Origin of the sequence: Rhizobium sp. BR 315, assembly GCF_050577975.1 — a bacterium.
Classification (GTDB): Bacteria; Pseudomonadota; Alphaproteobacteria; order Rhizobiales; family Rhizobiaceae; genus Rhizobium; species Rhizobium miluonense.
In genome coordinates this window covers 14,667-33,757 of record NZ_JARWKZ010000032.1, presented here as the reverse complement: position 1 = coordinate 33,757, position 19,091 = coordinate 14,667, and the positions used below count along the sequence as shown (strand labels likewise).

Here is a 19,091-nt window from a genome sequence, read left to right as displayed (position 1 = left end):
ATGCTAGACCGGATTCAGATTCTAGGTCGAATAGATCTAAAATCATCCGCTCTAGCGCCGCCCGGTAAGACTATCAGAGACCGCTGTTTTGGGCAGCCGACTTCAGTGCATCTTCCGGCGAAGACTGGCCGAGCAACGATTCCTGGATCGCCTGCTGAAGTGCTGTCGACAGTTCCTGATATTTCGGCGTCGTCGGACGCGGATACATGGCGGCGAGGCCCACCTTTGCGGCCGCGATCAGTTCTTCCTGGCCCTTTGTCACCGCCGGATCGCCGTAGGACGATGCCCAGATCGGCAGGCTGAGCTTGGCATACTGGTTCTGCGTTGCCTGCGAGGTCATGTAGCTGATGTACTTCCAGGCTTCATCCGGATGCTTGCTGGCAGAGGTGATGCCGAGGCCCATCGAGCCGTTGACGGCCGAAGCCTCGCTCTTGCCGGCGACGCCCGGTGCCGGCACGACGCCGACCTTGCCGGCAACCTTGCTGTCCTTCGGGTCGTTGGCCATGTTGTACATGTAGGTCCAGTTCAGCGCGAAGGCGGCGTCACCGTTTTCGAAGACCTTGCGGACATCCTCCTCGAGGAATTCCTTGGAGTTCGGATTGGTGAGGCCGGACTTGTAGCTGGATACCATGTATTTCAGGGCATCGAGGCCGCCGCCGGTCTGGAAATTCGGTTTGCCGTCCTTGATGAAGTCGCCCTTATAGGCGCTGACGAGTGTGGCATAATCGCAGATCGCGGCTTCGGCCTGCGACCAACTCCAGGCGATCGGGGTCGCGAGAAGGCCCTTGTCCTTGATGGTCTTCGCCTGCTCGTTCAGTTCGTCCCAGGTCTTTGGCGGCGTCTTGATGCCGGCCTTTTCCAGGAGTTCCTTGTTGTAGAACAGGTACTTGGTGTCGAGGATCCACGGCATGCCATAATACTTGCCGTCATACTGGACCGTCGTCCAGGCGCCGGGGAGCACGCTCTTCTTCGTGTCGTCGGAGATGCGCGAGGACACGTCGACAAGAACCTTGTTGGTCGCGTATTCGGCCGGCCAGATCACGTCAAACAGCACCACGTCGTAGCCGCCGCCGGAACCCTGCGCCAGCACGGTCTTGTCGTGAAGGCCCTCATAGGGAACGAATTCGAGATTGACCTTCACGTCCGGATTGGCCTTGGTGAAGGCATCCGTCATCGCGCGGACATCGGCTTCGCTATAGGCAGCCTGCGCCATGAAGAGGGCATTGATCGTCGTTTCGGCGAAGGCATGCGAGGCGAAGGTTACGCCGATCAGCGTTGCCCCGAGCAATGTCTTGTTCAATGATTTCAACATTCCATCCTCCAGTTTTTTGACAGTCACGCGATTTTTCCAACGGCGGCTGGATGTCGCCATCGGGTGTCGAACAGGCAGCCGGCTGGGCCGCCGGCCTTGATCGGAGCGTCTTCGGAGCCCGAAAGCCCCTGCGTTCCCTCATGAAACTCTGTGGTTTCTTTTAAGTCAATTGTCTTGACTAATTTGTTCTTCAATATTCTATTTGTGTCAAGAGGCAAAAACAGATGAACGATATTCGCCCGATCAGGGCCACGAGCGGAACGAACCACGAAGGCACCAGCGCCCATAACCGGCGGGTGATCATCGATGCCCTGCGATTGAATGGTGCACTTTCTCGCGCAGACTTGGCGCGAGCCACACGCCTGACGAAGCAGACGGTTTCCAACATCATGGAGGAGTTGGAAAACGACGGGCTGGTCATCTCAAGGGAAACGGTGCGGCGAGGCAGGGGCCAACCTTCCACGCCCTACGGCCTGGTGCCGGAAGGCGCCTTCGCGATCGGCCTGCAGATCGACCGTCATATCACCCGTGCCATCGCCGTGGATCTCGTCGGTAATGTGCTGATCCGCAAGGAGGCGAACCTGCCGGCCGGCGGGCCTGCTACCGGCACCCCTGTGGTGCTGCAGCTCGTAGAGAGCGTCCGCAGCGAACTCAAACAGCGTACCGCGCAGGCGGAGAAGCGCCTCGTCGGGCTCGGCGTTGCGATGCCGGGCCCATTCGGCATCGAACAGGATACAGACGACAATCCCTGGATGATGGGTCCCTGGCAGCGCTTTCCCCTGCTGGAGACGCTAGCCGCCGGCACTGGCCTCAACGTCACGCTGCAGAACGACGCCGCTGCCTGCGCAACCGCCGAGCGCATGGTTGGCGCTGCCCACGGGCTCGATCACGCGGTCTGTCTCTATGTCGGCTATGGTATTGGCGCCGGGCTGATCCTTGGTGGCGAACTTTATAGCGGCGCCCGTGGCAATGCCGGCGAAATCGGTATGGCGCTGCTCACGGCTGGCGGCAGGCTGACGCAGCTCGAACATCGCGCCTCGCTTGCCTCGCTTTATGAGCATCTGGGTGTCGATCCGATGGCGCCTGACATCTATTCGCTGATCGACAAGCGCGCAGCCGCCGACGATCCGGAGATCGTCGCCTGGATCGAAAAGGCGGCGATCGACCTGCGCTGGGCCGTGCATCTCATCGAAACCGTCTTCGATCCGCAGACTGTGATTCTATGCGGCGGAGCGCCGGCGGCTCTCGCGACGCGGTTGATCGACGCCATGCAGCCATTGTTGCCGTCCAATGCCGATCGCACAGACCGGCCTCTGCCGCGCCTGCAGCTCGGCATGACCGACCCTTGGGCTGTGGCGCGCGGAGCGGCGGTGGAACCGATCGGCCACGCTTTCGATCCGCGTTTCTCGGCGATCCTGAAATCCTGAATGTCAGGGATGACGGGGGCTGGCGCCAAGGCGCGCGAGCACCTTGTTCGGGATGTCATAGCGCTGAATGACGTCGCGCCCGTTGCGCAGGCCGCAGATCTCACGATGGATGAACATCGCCCAGACGGCCTCCGCTGCGGTATCGACCAACCGTTCGTGCTCGACGCCTTTCCTGCCCTTTGCCTCCCCGTCTCGCAGCGCCGCAAGCGCCGCCTCTACCTTCAGGCCGTGATGGCCGAGCGTACTGGCGCGCTCCGACATCATCTCGTATTCGAGAATCCCGAGGCCGGTCTCAGTCACTACCGATGGGTTGAAATCGCGCGGCGGGCGAACTGTCATCTCGGGCTCCGCATGGTGATGATCTGTCCTGTCTCGGTTTTACACAATTCCAGCCGGTTTCCAAAGCGTGAGTATGCCGCATCCGTTCAACGCGAACCGGGGCACACGCATTCGAAACTGCCGGATTTCATCGTCCAATGTCTCTTTTCGGGTGGCTGCAGCCGGGTATTTCGGGTCCTATGCGGTCACAAGCGCTTCACGAAGGCAATCTTGCCCAAGACAGAGAGCGCAATTCAAGGAAAGGATATCGGCATGACCAAAGCTCCGGGATATGACGGAAAGCACTATGTATATCGGATCATGAACTCGCCCGTTGGCACGCTCAAGCTCGTCGGCAGCGATGATGGCCTGGCCGCGATCCTCTGGGACAACGATCGGCCAGGCCGCGTGCCGCTGTCGATCGTCGCCGAAGACGAAAGTCATCCGGTCCTGCTGGAAGCCGAACGACAGCTTCTGGAATATTTCGCCGGCAAACGACAGGCCTTCGATTTGCCGCTCGACTTTGCCGGAACGGAGTTTCAGAAAAAAGTCTGGCGCGCATTGCTGGCCATTCCCTTCGGCGAGACGCGCACCTACAGGCAGATTACGACTGAGATCGGCGCGCTGAAGGCGGTGCGGGCTGTCGGCGCCGCGAATGGCCGTAATCCTATCTCGATCATCGCCCCTTGCCATCGGGTTATCGGATCTACCGGCGAACTGCGCGGATTCGCGGGCGGTCTCGAGCGCAAGGCCTATCTGCTGCGGCTCGAAGGAGCGGAGGCGAAGACCTTCGATTTCGCCGCCTGATCATACCGGGGCAGTTGTCGGCATAGCCATAAAGAAAACGGCCCATCCAGATGCCGGGTGGGCCGTTCCTGTTCATGTGCTCAAGCTCAGCTGCAGGCCGCTTCGCTTCAGCCTTCGAGCCACTTCACCTGTTCGGGCGTCAGCTTGATGTCTAGCGCCGAGAGGCTGTCTTCCAGTTCGGCGACGGTGCGCGGGCCGATCAGCGGGATGACCGGGAACGGCTGGGCGACGACATAGGCAAGCGCTATGTGGATCGGGTTGCGGCCGAGTTTCTGCGCCAGTTCGATCGCCCTGTCGCGGCGGCCGAAATTGCGATCGGAATACCAGACGCGGACCAATTCCTCGTCATCGCGCTTGTCGCGGCCGGCGCGGTCGGTGAAGAAGCCGCGGCCCTGGCTTGACCAGGCGAAGTTGGGGATCTGCTTGGCATTGAGCCAGGCCTTCCATTCATCGTCGGAGGCCGCCACGCATCCGGCCCAGATCGGATCGAGCATTTCCGCCAGTGAGAAGTTGTTGGAAAGTGCTGATGGCGCCGTCTTGCCGTTTTTCTCAGCATATGCGATTGCCTCGTCGAAGCGGGCGCGCGTCCAGTTCGAGCCGCCGAAGATGCCGCGGATGCGGCCGGCCTTCACCTCTGCATCCATGGCATCGACGAATTCGCCGACCGGAACGCCGGTATTGTCGCGATGCATGAAGTAGATATCGACATAGTCGGTCTTCAGGCGGTTAAGCGACTGGTCGAGCTGTTTGGCGATCATGTCAGGGTAGCAAAGCGGCGAATGAGCGCCCTTGCCGATGAGGACGATATCCTCGCGCGGCACGTTGCGGCTGGTGTGCCAATCGCCGAAGATGCTCTCCGTCTTGCCACCGCTATAGACATAGGCCGTGTCGAAGGCATTGCCGCCGGCTTCATAAAAGGCGTCCAGCGTCAGCGAGGCGGCGGCGAAGTTCGGGAAGAACTCGAAGCCGAGGGTGACGAGCGATGCCGGCTTGGTTATACCCGGAATGCTGCGCTTCGGGATGCTGCTGCCCTTGATAACGGTCGCGCCGGCGATGTTCTTCATCCGGTGCGTTGCCTTCTCGACACCATATTCGAGGCCGATCGAGGCTCGCCATTGATCGAGAACCCTGAGATTGCCGATCGAATCCGCCCAGCCGATGCCGGGATAGCCGAATTCCTGGCTGCCAGCCCGGATGGCGTCGCCCGCAGCATCGACTTCGAAGGAATAGAGCCAGCGCTCCTCCTTGACCTCGATGGTCTGGGTTTCGCCACCCTTGATGAGTTCGATCTTGCCGACGCCGCCTTTGTGGCCGGAGGCGAACCAGAAGTCCGCGACTTCGATACGGCCTTCCGAGCCGATGATGCGCAGCGTGTTGTCCTGATTTGCCATGATCGAGCAGGACACTTCGGCGATGATCTCGTTCGGGAATTTCAGGACGGCGGAGGCCCATTCGTCGACGCCGGTCTGGCCGAGATGGCCGACGCCCGACACCTTGTCGGGATCGAGGAACGGCTTGCCGTCGGCGGCGCCCGCGATCAGGCGCGCCATCGAAACCGGATAGCCGCCGACATCGAGAATGCCGCCGCCGGCCATGTCATTGGCAAACAACCGGTGTTCTGCCTTTACCGTACCCATGTTGAAGCCGAAGGAGGAGCGGATGATGCGCAGATCGCCGATTGCGCCGCTCTTGATGAGCTCGATCAGCTTCGCCGTCTGCGGGTGGACGCGATACATGAAGGCTTCGCCGGCGAAAACTCCAGCCTTCTTCGCTTCGTAGTAGATGGCCTCGGCATCGAAGGCAGAAAGCGCGATCGGCTTTTCGACAAGCACATGCTTGCTAGCGCGGATTGCCTTGATCGCCCATTCGGCATGGCCGGTATGCGGTGTAGCGATATAAACAGCGTCGATTTCCTTGTCGGCGAGCAGAGCCTCGTAACCGTTGACGATGCGCGCACCCGGGAAGCCGTCGCCAAGGCCCGGCTTGTCGGGGTTACGGCTGGCGATAGCCACCAGCTTGCCGCTGCGGGAATGAGCGATACCATCGGCAAAAGTCTGCGCGATCCGGCCGGGGCCGATGATGCCCCAGCGGATGGATGTATCGGTAGTCATGATATGGTCCTTTCCTAAATCTGCATGCTGTCTTGGGAGGGATAAGGACAACGCCTACCGCAATCGGTTGCCGGCGCTGTCGAACAGGAATGTCTTGGCCGCTGATAGCGCCACGGTGAGCTTGTCGCTGTTGCCCGTGGTGCGGGACTCTTCGCGTTCGATGACGATCTGCTCGCCGCCGGCGATATTGGCGTAGATGTAGCTGGTATTGCCGAGATGCTCGGCGACATCGACATCGACGGTCAAATCGGCATCGCCTCGTCCGGCTTCGAGGAAATGTTCGGGGCGAATGCCGAGCGTCACATGCTCGCCGATTTCGACCCCGCCTGCCGTGATCGGCAGCGACAGGCCGACGTTACGCTGGTCGCGAAGGACAACTCCGATGCGACCAGCCTGGTTGTCGACGATTTCGGCGCGCAGGAAGTTCATCTTCGGAGAGCCGACGAAGCCGGCGACGAACTGGTTGGCCGGGTCGTCATAGAGATCGAGCGGCGCGCCCACCTGCTCGATATTGCCGCTGCGCAGCACCACGATCTTGTCAGCAAGCGTCATGGCTTCCGTCTGATCGTGCGTGACATAGATCATCGTCGTGCCGAGCTTCTTGTGCAGGCGTGAGATTTCGACACGCATCTGCACGCGCAGTTCGGCATCGAGGTTGGAGAGCGGCTCGTCGAACAGGAAGATCTGCGGCTCGCGCACGATGGCGCGGCCGATGGCAACGCGCTGGCGCTGACCGCCGGAGAGCTGCTTCGGCCGGCGCTGCATCAGCTCCGTGATCTGCAGGATCTCGGCCGCTTGTTTGACGCGGCGGTCGGTATCGGCCTTGGGGTTGCCGTTCATGCGCAGGCCAAAATTGAGGTTCTGCTCGACCGTCAGATGCGGATACAGGGCATAGGACTGGAAGACCATGGCGATGCCGCGGTCGGCCGGTTCCATATCATTGACCACCCGGCCGCCGATCTTGAGTTCGCCGCCGGAGATATCCTCCAGCCCGGCGATCATGCGCAGCAGCGTGGACTTGCCGCATCCCGAGGGGCCGACGAAGACGACGAACTCGCCATCCTTCACGTCGAGATTGGCGCCGTGGACGATTTCCAGTGAACCGTAGCGTTTGACGATATTGGTAAGGGATAGTTCAGCCATACGGATCTCCCGGAATTATTTGACTGCGCCGGCAGCAATGCCGGCGATGAAGTGGCGTTGCAGGAGAACGAAGACGACGAGGATCGGCGCTGTCAGCATCACGGCGCCGGCCATGATGCCGCCCCAGGAGACCCTGGTGAGGCCGATCAGCGTCCCGAGCGCGACGGGTGCCGTCATCATTCCCGGCCGGGAGTTGATGAGCAGTGGCCAGAGATAGTTGTTCCAGGAAGCCAGGAACAGGATGATGGCGAGCGCCGCCATGGTCGGCCTTGCGAGCGGCAGGGCGATGCGCAGGAAGATCTGCCATTCCTTGACGCCCTCCACGCGAGCGGCGTCAAAGAGCTCGCCCGGCATCATCGAGAAGGCCTGGCGCATGAACAGCACGCCGAGTGAGTTGAATAGTGGCGGTACGATCAGGGCGACCCATGAATTGGCCAGCCCGAAATCGCGCGCCACCATGATGAACTGCGGGATGACGACGACGGAGTAGGGTAGCGTGATCGTGCCGAGGATGATGCCGATGACGCCCGAACGGCCGGCGAACTGGTAGCGCGCCAGAGCCCATCCGGCCATTGAGGTCAACAGCACCGACAGGAAGGTATAGACGACGGCAACGACAATGGAGATCGTCATAGCACCGATGAAGTTAGTGTCGGCCTGCAGGTTCCGGACGTTGTCCATGAAACCTGTCGACGGTGTCAGGATGATGCCAGGGCTGAAAATGCCGTAATCGGGCATGGTCGAGAAGACGAACATCATCCAGAGCGGAAACAGCCAGATGATGGCGAGCGGCACCAGCAGGCCGTGCAGCGCGATCGAGCGGATCAGATTGGATTTGGACTTCGATTTCATTTCGGTTCGCGCCCCACCCAGAGATTGAGGAGAGAGATGGCTACCGCGAGCGCCGCCATCGTGTAGGCGACCGCCGAGGCATAGCCGAAGTTGGTCGACTGGAAGGCCTGGCGATAGAGCAGCAGGCCGAGCGTCTCCGTCCCGCCGCCGGGGCCACCTCTGTTTGTGATCAGATATGGTTCGGTGAAGAGCTGCATGGTGCCGATGACGGACAGGACGACGCAGAACAGAATGATCGGCTTCAACAGCGGCAGGGTGATATGGATGAACTGCTGGAAGCGGTTGACGCGGTCGAGGGTGGCAGCCTCGTAAACATCCTCGGGGATCGATTGCAGCCCGGACAGGATGATGATGGCGTTATAACCCGCCCAGCGCCAGGTGACGGCGATGATGATGAGCACCATGGCGGCATGCGATTCCGCGAACCACGACACCGGTGCGAAGCCGACCGTACCGAGCAGTTTGTTGACGATGCCGAAATCGACGTTGAACATCAGGCGGAAGACAGCGGCATACGCCACCTCGCCAACGACGACGGGTGCGAAGAAAGCGAAGCGAAAAATGCCACGGGCCTTCAACAGCGGTGAATTCAGCAGCACCGCCATGACCGTGGCGAGCGTGATCATGACGGGGACCTGGACGATCAGGATGATCAGCGTGTTTTGCAGCGCGTTGTAGAAGGCCGGGTCGCCGAACAGGCGCCCCCAATTGAGCGACAGATTGAAAACCCACGGATTAACCCGGGTGTTCTGGAACGAAATCAGGAACGAATCAATGATCGGCCAGACCCAGAAAGCGGCGAACACCAGAAGATAGGGTGCAAGGAACGCATAAGCGCTCCGGTTTCGCAACCGCATGAAAGCCTCCTCACTTTATGCGCAGTGAAATGATGCGTGACATCGCATCCCCGCCGCCCTGAGGGCGGCGGGGATGCCGAGCGCGGCTTGGGATGCGCGCCCGGCAGTGTCACTCATTTCGCGAGCGGCAGGCCCGTCGCCGAAGCGATCTGCTGGGCCGCGTCGTCAAGCGCTGCCTTGCCGTTCGGATATCCACCGGCGAGGTACTTCGTCTGTACCGCCTTGATGACTTCGTCAGCGTCGCTGAAGTACGGCGTGCCGGGGCTCGGGTGGATTTTCGGCAGGGTGGCGAGGATATCGGCCCAGACCTTTTGCCCACCCCAATAGGGCTGCGGCTGGTTGACGAAGGGATCTTGGACCGCAGTCAGAAGCGACGGCACGAGCCCGAAGGACTTCAGCATGGTCACCTGGCCCTCATTGGTGCCAAGCGTGTATTCGAGGTACTTCCAGGCGGCTTCCTTGTGCTTGGAGCCGCTGGCGATTGCGAGCGACGAACCGCCGAGATTGGCTGCGTGCGGACCGTCGGCCGTCATGCTCGGCATCGGATAGACGCCCCATTTGCCGGCGAGATCCGGCGAGGTGGAGCGGACGGTGCCTTCATACCAGCCGCCATAGAGCTGCGATGCCACCTTGCTTGCAGTGTTCGCCTGGATTTTCTCGTTCCAGTTCGCCGCGGTCATCAGGCCCGCGTCCTTGATCCCCTTCACCTTGTCCAGCGCTTTGACACAGCCGGGCTGGTTGACGGTGATGCTCTGGCTGTCACTCGAAAAATAGCCGCAGCCTTGTTCGTTGGCGAGCATGCGGAACCATTCTGTGTCGCCGTTGAGATCGGCCTGCGTCATGACGACACCGGGATTGGCCGCGGAGATCTTCTTGCCGGCGGCGATGAAATCGTCCCAAGTCTTGATCGTTGCCGGATCGACGCCTGCCTTTTCATAGAGATCGCGGCGATAGAACATGGTGACCGGGCCGGAATCCCATGGCATCGCATAGGCTGCGGCGCCAACTTCGAGTTCCGCGCGCTTGAAGTCCGGGAACTGCTTCTTGAGGCTGTCGTTATAGCCGAGCTTCGTCAGGTCGGTCAGGCAGTCCGGAAAGCGGTTCCAGAAGATCGATGCTTTGTGGTTTTCGATCGACATGACGTCGGGCAGACCGTCGCCGCCGGCAGCGCAAGCGGCCAGCATCTTGTCGAAGACCTGTGGGTTGCCGATGTCCTGCACATCGACCTTGATGTCGGGATATTTCTTATTGAACCCCTCGACCGTGGATTTCAGCGCCGACGCGGCGATGTTCCAGCTCCAGACCGTAATGGTGGTTTGTTCCGCAAAGGCAGAACCGGAAGCGAGTAAGGCGGCAAGCGCCGTCGCTCCAGCAAGTTTTAAACGCATTGAAAATCCTCCCTTTTCAATTGCTGTCCGCAAGCGAACGCGCTTAAACTAGCTGTCGGTACGCTTCTGTCTCCTAAAAAGGGAACATCGACTTGGCGAAAAGTAAGGTGGATGAACGGGCAGTTTATCAGCCAGGCGCAAGCAGCGTCGAAGGGCTCCCGACAATCCTGCAGATGTTCTACTCCCATCCGTTGCCGATGGCGAAGCCTCATTGGCACGCGCAGGTGGAAGTGAACTACATCGTGCGCGGCAGCGTGCATTACCAAATAGGCGATCATGAGCTGCATCTGAGGGCGGGTCAGATCTGCCTCTTCTGGGGCGGCCAGCCGCACCAGCTGGATGAATTGTCCGACGATGCGATCTACGCGGGCGCGCATCTGCCGCTCGTGCATTTCTTCCGGCTGCGGCTGCCGCTCGATATTTCCGGCCGCCTCATTCGCGGGCAGACCCTGATAAGCTCGGCAACAGATGCCGCCGATGACGAGAATTTCGCCCGGTGGCACCGCTATGTCATGTCCGATGACGGAGCCAAGGCCGAGCACGCCGTCGCCGAACTTCTCTTGCGCCTGGAGCGGATCGCCTTCGAGCCCTATCGCATGGTGCCGGAAAAGCAGGGAAGCCTTGCGAACGAACACGCCCATCCGCAATCCTCGCGCAGCCTGGCGAGAATGTGCGATTTCATTGCCGAAAATTTTCTGGACGATATCGATACGGTCGATATCGCCAAGGCGGCGCATCTTCATCCGAAATACGCCATGAACCTCTTCAAGAAATCGACCGGCATGACGCTGGCCAAATATGTGAACCTGCTGCGCCTTTCGCGTGCCCAGGCGATGCTGATGCGGGATGGGGCCAACGTGCTTCAGGTCGCCATGGACAGCGGTTTCGGCTCGATCAGCGCCTTCAACAAATCCTTCCGCCACATTGCCGGCATGACGCCTTCCGATTTCCGCCGCGACATGCGCGTTCTCTCCGCAATGAATGTGGAGGCCCTCGAGTCGTCCATCAGGCGCCCCTCGCAGATTCAGCGTTGAGACCTCTTGCGGTTGCTGCCGATCCCAAGCATTGCTGATGAAAATGCGGGAGGAGATTTCAATGCGTCAGTTTTCGGCTTGTATCGAGTGGTTGTTTGCGCGCGACGGCGACGCTTTCGCACATCGCATTCGGCGGGCGCACGAGGCAGGGCTCGATGCTGTCGAATTCTGGCATTGGAGGAACAAGGATCTCGATGCGATCGCCGCAGCCGTTGCCGAGACCGGCATTGCAGTGTCCGGCTTCGTCGCGGAGCCGATGATCGCGCTGACGAATCCGGCAAACAAAGAGGCTTGGCTGAAGGGTCTGCGCGAGTCCGTCGCCGTGGCGCAGCGCCTTGGAGCGTCGGTCTTGATTGCGCAGGCCGGCGATGATCTGCCGGGGTTTTCGCGTGCCGAGCAGCGGGCCTCCCTCGTGGCCGCCCTTGGCGCCGGCGCCGATATCCTCGAGGGATCCGGCGTTCGGCTCGGCCTCGAACCGCTGAACACCAAAATCGATCATGTCGGCTACTATCTGTCTTCGACGGCGGAAGGCCTGGATATCGTCGATGAAGTCGGCCGCCCGGAAATCGGCATTGTCTATGATCTCTATCATTCGGCCGTCATGGGCGAGAACACGCAGCAGGTCGTCGGCGATAGGGTCGACCGGATCGTGCATCTCCATGCCGCCGATCATCCCGGCCGCGGCGATCCCGGCACAGGTCAGGTGGACCTGCGGGAACGATTGGATTGGCTTTTCGCTCAAGGCTATCGCGGCAGGGTAGGTCTGGAATACAGGCCGGCGACCAGCGATGCCGCTGCCGTCCGCGCGGTGATCAAGTCGCTCGGCGGCTAGGCCTTCGGGTGGCCGGTAACCTATACCGGTTCCATCATGCCGAAGACGGCAACCAGTCCGATCACGACAATGCCGATGACGATTTCGGCAATGCTCCCCAGCCGGAGTGCCTGCAAGGCGCGGCTCGGATTGCGACTGATCCAGGGCACGAAGACATAGCGATTGACGATCGCCAGAAGCGCCATGCCGGCAACCAGCGCGATCTTGATCGCAAGCAGTTTCTGGTAGGACGAAGACCAGTCCGTCGGCAGGCGTTTCAGGATCAGTATCATGTTGGCGATGCCGGAGAGAATGACGAGGGCAACGGTCCAGTGCCCGACTTTCGAGAATCGGCGCAGTGCCAGCCCCGCATCCACCCGGCATTCGGGTCGGCTCAGAAGCCGCAAAATCGGGATCAGCGGCACCAGAGCGCCCAGCCAGCCGCCGCCCGTCAGGACGTGGAAGATATCATTGGCGCGATGGGCCTGGCGCAACCAGCCTTCCAGCATGGAGGCGTGGCCGGTCAGCGAGAGGGCCGCAAGCCCGACGCCGGAGGCCAATGCCAGCCCGAGACGACGTCGGCTTTCCGGCAGCAGGAAAGCACAGATCATCATAGTCGCTGCAACCGCCTGGGCCTGCCAGGCCTGACCGACGGTCGTATCGAACAGGACATCACGCACGGTGCCGAAATCGAGCGCATCGCTCCAGCCATTGCCGATGATGGCCGTTGCCGCCGGAAGGGATATCAGTATCGCCAAGGCGCCGATCACCGCGATCAGGAAAAGCGGCATTGCGGACATGCGCCAGACGATATCCGCAAGTGCCCTGGGCACCAGAAAGGAAAGATAGGCGCAGGCACCCCACAGCAGCATCAGCGATGCGTCATGAAGAAAGCGGCAGAGTTCGAGCGCTGTCGTCGGATCCATCAAGGCTTCACGATAAAGTTACGGCTGTCATAAAGGTGAAGCTCCCCGTTAGGATTTGGTCCGTTCGGGCCTGATGTCCGCGCAGACAGGGCTCAAAGCCGAAACAATAGGAATATAGGCCCGGCTTACGATCCAAACTGATCAAAGATCCTCCCGCCAGCTTGTCAAGCGCGATAGAATTGCGGATACGCCCTGTCAACTTTCTCCATGCATAAAGGCGCCGTTCGGGGCGCTTTGCCGCAAGGCAATCCGGTGCCGCAGGCTTCTGCCGATCGCGACACCAGTCACGAGCGTCGATTCCTGTCGTTCGGCAAAGAATCGTCGCTTTTGAGTCCTTTTACAGAGATCGTTGAGGCGTTTCGGGATGTATGCTCGAAAGGGAATTTTATGTCGGCAGCTAGGATACACGAAAAGATGGCTCATGGTTTCGGCCATCGTCGGCTTCGCGAGCGGCTCGAGCATCTCGATGTGCCCACCTATGTCATCGGCGACGTGCATGGCCGCTACGATCTCCTGAGCGCGCTGGAGCGCAAGATCGTCGCCGATGCCGCCGGGCTTCCTGGGCGCAAACTCATCATCATGCTGGGAGATTACATCGATCGCGGCCCTGCCTCGGCGCAGGTCGTCGGCCGGCTGATGGCATCGCCGCCAAACGGTTTCGATCGCATTTGCCTGACCGGCAATCATGAAATGGAAATGCTCGCCTATATCGATGGGGAGATATCGCTGGATGATTGGGTAGCGCTCGGAGGCGATGCCACTCTTGCTTCTTATGGCGCGGATATCCTGACGCTGCGACAACAATATCCGAGCGAGAAGAAACTCGACACGTTCCTGCGAACCTGGCTACCTGACGATCACATCAATTTCCTGCGCCGCTTGCCGATCATGCTCGATACGCCGCAAGCCTTGTTCGTCCACGCCGGCATCGATCCGGATCGCTCGATCGCCGATCAGCAGGACGGCGACCTTGTCTTCATCCGCTCGCGTTTCTATGACAGTGCGCAACCGCTGCCGAAGCTGATCGTGCACGGCCATACGCCGATCCGGCAGGCCGAAGTCAGCGGTCTGCGGCTCAATCTCGATACCGGCGCTTTCCACACCGGTCGATTGAGCGCGGCCCGGCTATGGCAGGGCCGCGTTCACATCACCTCGACTTGATTTGCCGGCTATAGATTGCCCATGCAGAGATATTTCATTTCCAGATAGTCGTCGGCACCGTGGCGCGAGCCTTCGCGGCCGAGGCCGGATTGCTTGATTCCGCCGAAAGGCGCCGTCTCTGCCGACATTATGCCGGTATTGATGCCGACCATGCCGTATTCAAGCGCCTCGGCTACCCGCCAGACCTTCTTCAGATCGCCGGCAAAGAAGTAGGCGGCAAGGCCGAATTCCGTGTCGTTTGCCTGAGCGATGACATCCTCGACCGTTTCGAACCGGAAGAGCGGCGCGACCGGGCCGAAGGTCTCCTCGCGGGCGACCTTCATCGTCCGGTCGATGCCGGTCAGAATGGTCGGCGCGAAGAAGGTGCCGGCACCTTCGATGCGCTTGCCGCCGAGCAGGATCCGGGCGCCCTTCGACACGGCATCCCGAACATGGTCTTCCGCCTTGGCGACCCCCTGCTCGTCGATCAGCGGCCCGATGGTCACACCCGGCTTGAAGCCGTCTCCGACCGAAAGCGCCGATACCTTGGCCGCGAGCTTGGCGGCGAAGGCATCATAGACGTTGGACTGGACATAGATGCGGTTGGCACAGACGCAGGTCTGGCCGGCATTGCGGTATTTCGAAGCCAATGCTCCTTCGACGGCGGCATCGAGATCGGCATCGTCGAAGACGATGAAGGGTGCATTGCCGCCGAGTTCGAGGCTGACCTTCTTGATCTGGTCGGCGCACTGGCGCATCAGGATACGGCCGACCTCGGTCGAGCCGGTGAAGCTGATCTTGCGTACCTTCGGGTTGCCGCAGAGCTCGCGGCCGATCGCCGGGCCATCGGTGCCGACGATGACGTTGAAGATGCCGGCCGGAATGCCTGCCTCTTCGGCAAGGACGGCAAGCGCGATCGCCGTTAGCGGCGTCTGTTCGGCCGGCTTCGAGACGACGGTGCAGCCGACAGCGAGCGCCGGGGCGATCTTGCGGGTTATCATCGCAGCCGGAAAATTCCAGGGCGTGATCGTGCCGACGACGCCCACCGGTTGCTTGATGACGACCATGCGCTTGTCGTTGGACGGCGCGGGTATGGTTTCGCCATAGATGCGCTTGGCCTCTTCTGCATACCATTCGACATAGGAGGCGGCGTACAGGATTTCGCCTCTCGCTTCCGGCAGCGGCTTGCCCATCTCGGCCGTCAGGATGTTGGCCAGCTCATCGGCATTGGCAACCATCAGGTCGAACCATTTGCGCAGGATGACGGCACGTTCCTTGGCGGGACGACCGGCCCAGGCCGCCTGCGCCGCATAGGCGGCGTCGATCGCAGCCGTCGTTTCGGCGGCTCCCATGTCGGGGAGGCTGGCAAGCACCTCACCCGTGGCGGGGTTGATGACATCGAAGGTCTTGGTCGCGCCGCCTGCCGTCCAGACGCCGTTGATATAGCCGGCATCGCGTAGGAACCGCGAGGAGAAGGGGACATGCTTGGTCATTGCAGTCGTAAAGGACATCGTATGCACTCCGACAGTTTTCGCCCGGCAAGCCGCACGGGCGGATCGAAAGGAAAGAACGAAAGGACCGGCGGCTAGCGGCCGGCGCTCGCCTCGAGTAGCGACGCCTCGAGAATGTCGAGCGCCTCGCTGAACACGCTGTCCTGAATGGTGATCGGCGACAGGAAGCGGATGACATTGCCGTAGACGCCGCAGGTCAGAAGGATGAGCCCCTTGTCGAGCGCGATCAGCCGCACCTTATTCGCGAAGTCGGCGCTCGGCAGCTTCGTCGTGGCATCGTTGAACTCGACGGCATTCATGAAGCCGGGGCCACGGATGTCGGCAATTTCAGGCACCTTGTCGCGCAACGATTCAAGCCGCTGTTTCAGGCGCGAGCCGAGCTGGTTGGCGCGGTCGCACAGGCCCTCGTCGGTGATGACGTCGAGCACCGCATGGGCAGCGGCGACGCCGAGCGGATTGCCGCCATAGGTGCCGCCGAGGCCACCTGGCCCGGGCGCGTCCATGATTTCGGCGCGGCCGGTGACGGCGGCGAGCGGGAAGCCGCCGGCAAGGCTCTTTGCCATGGTGACCAGATCGGCCGCCACCTCATGGTGATCCATCGCAAACATCTTGCCGGTGCGCGCGAAGCCGGTTTGCACCTCATCGGCGATCAGCAGAATGCCGTGCTGGTCGCAGATGTCGCGCAGCGCCTTCATGAAAGCTGCCGGTGCCGGATAGAAGCCTCCTTCGCCTTGGACAGGTTCGAGGATGATTGCGGCGACGCGCTGCGGATCGACATCGGCGGCAAAAAGCTTCTTCAGCGCCGCCAGCGATTGCTCGACGGTAACGCCATGCAGCGGCACGGGGAAGGGCGCATGGAAGACATCGCCCGGCATCGAGCCAAAGCCGATCTTGTAGGGTGCGACCTTGCCGGTCAGCGCCATGCCCATGAAGGTACGGCCGTGGAAGCCACCGCTAAAGGCGATAACGGCGGAGCGGCCAGTCGCAGCACGAGCGATCTTGACGGCATTTTCGACCGCTTCGGCACCCGTCGTCACGAAGATTGTCTTCTTGGCGAAATCGCCGGGAACGATCGCGTTCAATCGCTCAGCAAGATGCACATAGCTTTCATAGGGCACCACCTGGTGGCAGGTGTGGGTGAAGCGATCGAGCTGCTCCTTGACGGCAGCAATGACGCGGGGATGCCGGTGGCCGGTATTCACCACGGCGATGCCGGAGGCGAAATCAATATAGCGATGCCCTTCCTTGTCCCAGATCTCGGCATTTTCAGCGCGATCGGCATAGATCTGCGTCGTCATGCCGACGCCGCGGGAAATGGCGGCATTCTTCCGTTCGGTCAGGGTCATCACTGTACTCCCAGAAGGCAGTTTCGAATTATCTTGCAGAAGTTCTGCAGTTTATTTATAAAACTCCTACATTTTTCCTGCAAGATTTCAAGCGGGATCTTGTGTGGGTGACAAGAATGGGCTGAAGGCTCCCATACAGTGCAGCGTATCTTTCAAGGCGCGCTAAGGATGCTGTGGCGCCTTGAACAGCTGCACAATTCCTTAAATCGATTTAAGGAATTGTGCAGCAAGCGCTTCCATCCGTGCTAAACAGATCAAAAGACTAGAGCATTTCCAGGAAAAGTGCGCAGCGGTTTTCCGTCCGGATGCGTTGGGAAATAAGAAGATGGAGCATTTTCGTGATTCGAAGAAAAGCGGAAATGCTCTAGAGACCAGGGATCATTGGCAAATGAGCAGCATCGAGCCCGAGCGCTACCCAGTGCGCTACAAGGTGGCGGAGGCAGCACGTCTGGCTGGCGTATCGGCGTCCACCTTGCGCCTATGGGAAAGCCAGGGCTTGCTCGTACCCTCTCGCTCCGAGACCGGGCACCGGCAGTACAGCGCCGAGGACGTAGCGCGGCTAAAGCGCATTTCCTGGTTCCGCGCTGAGCGCGGCCTCAATCCAGCGGCGATTCGCGAGGCGCTCGAGACCGAGGAGGGGGGCGCGACCGGCCTCGAAAATGGAGAACAATCCGCATCCTCCGATATCGGTCGCAGGTTTCGGTCGCTGCGCCATGCTGCCGGCAAGACGCTGGAGCAGGTCGCAGCCGAAATGGGTATGACATCCTCGACATTGTCGACCCTGGAGCGCACCTCGCAGGGCGTCAGCTTCAAGACCCTGCATGATCTTGCGGATTACTACGGCACGACCGTCTCACGCCTGTCGGGCGAGGAGCGGGAAGACGTTCCCGCCCTGATCCGATCCGGCGAATGGCGTGCCTGGCCGGCAACGACGCCGGGCGTCACCGTGCAGCTTCTCGCCGAAGGAAGAACGATGATGGATTGCCATCGTTTCGTCCTTGCGCCGGGTGCCGCGAGCGAGGGCGCCTATCGCCACGAGGGTGAGGAGTTCATCCATGTCCTGGCCGGGCGCCTGGAGCTGGTGCTCGACAGCGACCAGTTCTTCGACCTCCTGCCTGGCGATTCCCTTTATTTCGAAAGCCGCCGCTATCATTCCTGGCGCAATCGCCACGACGGCGAGACCATATTGCTCTGGATCAACACGCCGCCGACATTTTAGAGCATTTCCGGGAAAAGTGCGCAGCGGTTTTCCGCTCGGAATGCGCGGAGAAACAGGAAGATGGAGCTTTTCACGATTCGGAGAAAAGCGAAAAGCTCCGGACGCGAAGGTATCGTTATCACCCTGTCTGTTCTATAGAACGGACGAAAAGCGAATTCGTAAAGACAGAGCCGGGAGAATCTCATGGCTGCCACCATCCGTTATCACGAAGGTGATATTTCCGCCGCAGATGCCGCCCGCTATACCGGCGCTATAGCCATCGACACCGAAACCCTCGGCCTCATCCCGCGCCGCGACCGTCTTTGCGTCGTGCAGCTGTCGCCCGGCGATGGCACGGCTGATATCATCCGCATCGCCGCCGGCCAGAAGCAGGCGCCCAATCTCGTTGCCATGCTTGCCGATCCAGCGCGCCAGAAGATCTTTCACTATGGCCGCTTCGACATCGCCGTGCTGTTCCATACCTTCGGCGTTACCACCACGCCGGTCTTCTGTACCAAGATCGCCTCGCGCCTCTGCCGCACCTATACCGACCGCCACGGCCTGAAGGACAATCTCAAGGAGATGCTGGACGTCGATATTTCCAAGGCGCAGCAATCGTCCGATTGGGCAGCCGAACCGCTGTCGCAGGCGCAGCTCGAATATGCGGCCTCCGACGTGCTTTACCTCCATGCGCTGCGCGAGAAGCTGACGCAGCGGCTTCTGCGCGACGGTCGCATGGACTATGCCGACGATTGCTTCGCCTTCCTCCCGACGCGCGCCAAGCTCGATCTTCTCGGCTGGGAAGAGGCGGATATTTTCGCGCATAGCTGATGGCTTCGCTTGCGGGTTGAAATCAACGGGCCGGTGCCGCAAAAGTGGCGTCGGCCTTTTCATTTAGCGATCTGTTAAG

The 19,091-nt window shown here is 60.7% G+C and carries 17 protein-coding genes; 7 read left to right on the top strand and 10 right to left on the bottom strand.

Going from position 1 to position 19,091, the window contains the following annotated elements; translation table 11 throughout:
- Positions 1-73: 73 nt before the first annotated feature.
- On the bottom strand, positions 74-1,312 hold the full coding sequence (locus tag QD409_RS24290) for an extracellular solute-binding protein (protein WP_092854249.1): 1,239 nt from the start codon (positions 1,310-1,312) through the stop codon (positions 74-76).
- 224 nt (positions 1,313-1,536) lie between these two features.
- Here QD409_RS24290 and QD409_RS24285 point away from each other — a divergent pair, with 224 nt between their 5' ends.
- The gene (locus QD409_RS24285; RefSeq protein ID WP_430763888.1) at positions 1,537-2,739 is read left to right on the top strand and encodes an ROK family transcriptional regulator; all 1,203 of its coding nucleotides are present in this window, start codon (positions 1,537-1,539) and stop codon (positions 2,737-2,739) included.
- 3 nt (positions 2,740-2,742) lie between these two features.
- On the opposite strand, the gene QD409_RS24280 is transcribed toward QD409_RS24285, so the two are convergent.
- Positions 2,743-3,078 carry a DUF6665 family protein gene (locus QD409_RS24280; RefSeq protein ID WP_430763887.1) on the bottom strand — a complete coding sequence of 112 codons (336 nt, stop codon included), beginning with the start codon at positions 3,076-3,078 and terminating at the stop codon, positions 2,743-2,745.
- Between the two features lie 252 nt (positions 3,079-3,330).
- On the opposite strand from QD409_RS24280, the gene QD409_RS24275 reads away from it, so the two are divergent.
- Positions 3,331-3,864: a methylated-DNA--[protein]-cysteine S-methyltransferase gene (locus tag QD409_RS24275; RefSeq protein ID WP_430763886.1), complete on the top strand. Its 534-nt coding sequence runs from the start codon at positions 3,331-3,333 to the stop codon at positions 3,862-3,864.
- A 107-nt stretch (positions 3,865-3,971) separates the two neighbouring features.
- Here the strand turns inward: QD409_RS24275 and QD409_RS24270 are convergent, their stop codons facing one another.
- The 5 genes from QD409_RS24270 to QD409_RS24250 form a co-directional block, all read right to left on the bottom strand.
- The gene (locus QD409_RS24270) at positions 3,972-5,975 is read right to left on the bottom strand and encodes an aldo/keto reductase (protein ID WP_430763885.1); all 2,004 of its coding nucleotides are present in this window, start codon (positions 5,973-5,975) and stop codon (positions 3,972-3,974) included.
- Between the two features lie 54 nt (positions 5,976-6,029).
- The gene (locus QD409_RS24265) at positions 6,030-7,118 is read right to left on the bottom strand and encodes an ABC transporter ATP-binding protein (protein ID WP_092854241.1); all 1,089 of its coding nucleotides are present in this window, start codon (positions 7,116-7,118) and stop codon (positions 6,030-6,032) included.
- A 15-nt stretch (positions 7,119-7,133) separates the two neighbouring features.
- Positions 7,134-7,970 (bottom strand): carbohydrate ABC transporter permease, encoded by an 837-nt coding sequence (locus tag QD409_RS24260; protein ID WP_092854239.1) that lies wholly within the window; start codon positions 7,968-7,970, stop codon positions 7,134-7,136.
- A complete protein-coding gene (locus QD409_RS24255) occupies positions 7,967-8,827 on the bottom strand; it encodes a carbohydrate ABC transporter permease (RefSeq protein ID WP_092854237.1) in 861 nt (286 codons plus the stop codon). Before QD409_RS24255 ends, QD409_RS24260 begins: the two co-directional genes overlap by 4 nt.
- Before the next feature lie 113 nt (positions 8,828-8,940).
- Positions 8,941-10,215: an ABC transporter substrate-binding protein gene (locus QD409_RS24250; protein ID WP_092854235.1), complete on the bottom strand. Its 1,275-nt coding sequence runs from the start codon at positions 10,213-10,215 to the stop codon at positions 8,941-8,943.
- 86 nt (positions 10,216-10,301) lie between these two features.
- On the opposite strand from QD409_RS24250, the gene QD409_RS24245 reads away from it, so the two are divergent.
- Both QD409_RS24245 and QD409_RS24240 read left to right on the top strand, forming a co-directional pair.
- Positions 10,302-11,249 (top strand): helix-turn-helix domain-containing protein, encoded by a 948-nt coding sequence (locus QD409_RS24245; RefSeq protein ID WP_430763914.1) that lies wholly within the window; start codon positions 10,302-10,304, stop codon positions 11,247-11,249.
- Between the two features lie 61 nt (positions 11,250-11,310).
- Positions 11,311-12,081 (top strand): TIM barrel protein, encoded by a 771-nt coding sequence (locus QD409_RS24240; protein WP_430763884.1) that lies wholly within the window; start codon positions 11,311-11,313, stop codon positions 12,079-12,081.
- Positions 12,082-12,101: 20 nt separating this feature from the next.
- On the opposite strand, the gene copD is transcribed toward QD409_RS24240, so the two are convergent.
- Positions 12,102-12,986, bottom strand: coding sequence for a copper homeostasis membrane protein CopD (gene copD, locus QD409_RS24235; RefSeq protein WP_430763883.1), 885 nt, complete (start codon positions 12,984-12,986; stop codon positions 12,102-12,104).
- Positions 12,987-13,400: 414 nt separating this feature from the next.
- Between copD and QD409_RS24230 the strand changes: the two genes are divergently transcribed.
- Positions 13,401-14,147, top strand: coding sequence for a metallophosphoesterase (locus QD409_RS24230; RefSeq protein ID WP_430763882.1), 747 nt, complete (start codon positions 13,401-13,403; stop codon positions 14,145-14,147).
- A gap of 8 nt (positions 14,148-14,155) precedes the next feature.
- On the opposite strand, the gene QD409_RS24225 is transcribed toward QD409_RS24230, so the two are convergent.
- Together QD409_RS24225 and QD409_RS24220 are read right to left on the bottom strand one after the other, a co-directional pair.
- Positions 14,156-15,637 carry an NAD-dependent succinate-semialdehyde dehydrogenase gene (locus QD409_RS24225; protein WP_092854227.1) on the bottom strand — a complete coding sequence of 494 codons (1,482 nt, stop codon included), beginning with the start codon at positions 15,635-15,637 and terminating at the stop codon, positions 14,156-14,158.
- A gap of 74 nt (positions 15,638-15,711) precedes the next feature.
- On the bottom strand, positions 15,712-16,983 hold the full coding sequence (locus QD409_RS24220; RefSeq protein WP_092854225.1) for a 4-aminobutyrate--2-oxoglutarate transaminase: 1,272 nt from the start codon (positions 16,981-16,983) through the stop codon (positions 15,712-15,714).
- A 388-nt stretch (positions 16,984-17,371) separates the two neighbouring features.
- Between QD409_RS24220 and QD409_RS24215 the strand changes: the two genes are divergently transcribed.
- Together QD409_RS24215 and QD409_RS24210 are read left to right on the top strand one after the other, a co-directional pair.
- Positions 17,372-18,202: a MerR family transcriptional regulator gene (locus QD409_RS24215; protein WP_430763881.1), complete on the top strand. Its 831-nt coding sequence runs from the start codon at positions 17,372-17,374 to the stop codon at positions 18,200-18,202.
- Between the two features lie 183 nt (positions 18,203-18,385).
- A complete protein-coding gene (locus QD409_RS24210; RefSeq protein ID WP_037155229.1) occupies positions 18,386-19,012 on the top strand; it encodes a ribonuclease D in 627 nt (208 codons plus the stop codon).
- The last annotated feature ends 79 nt before the right edge of the window (positions 19,013-19,091 follow it).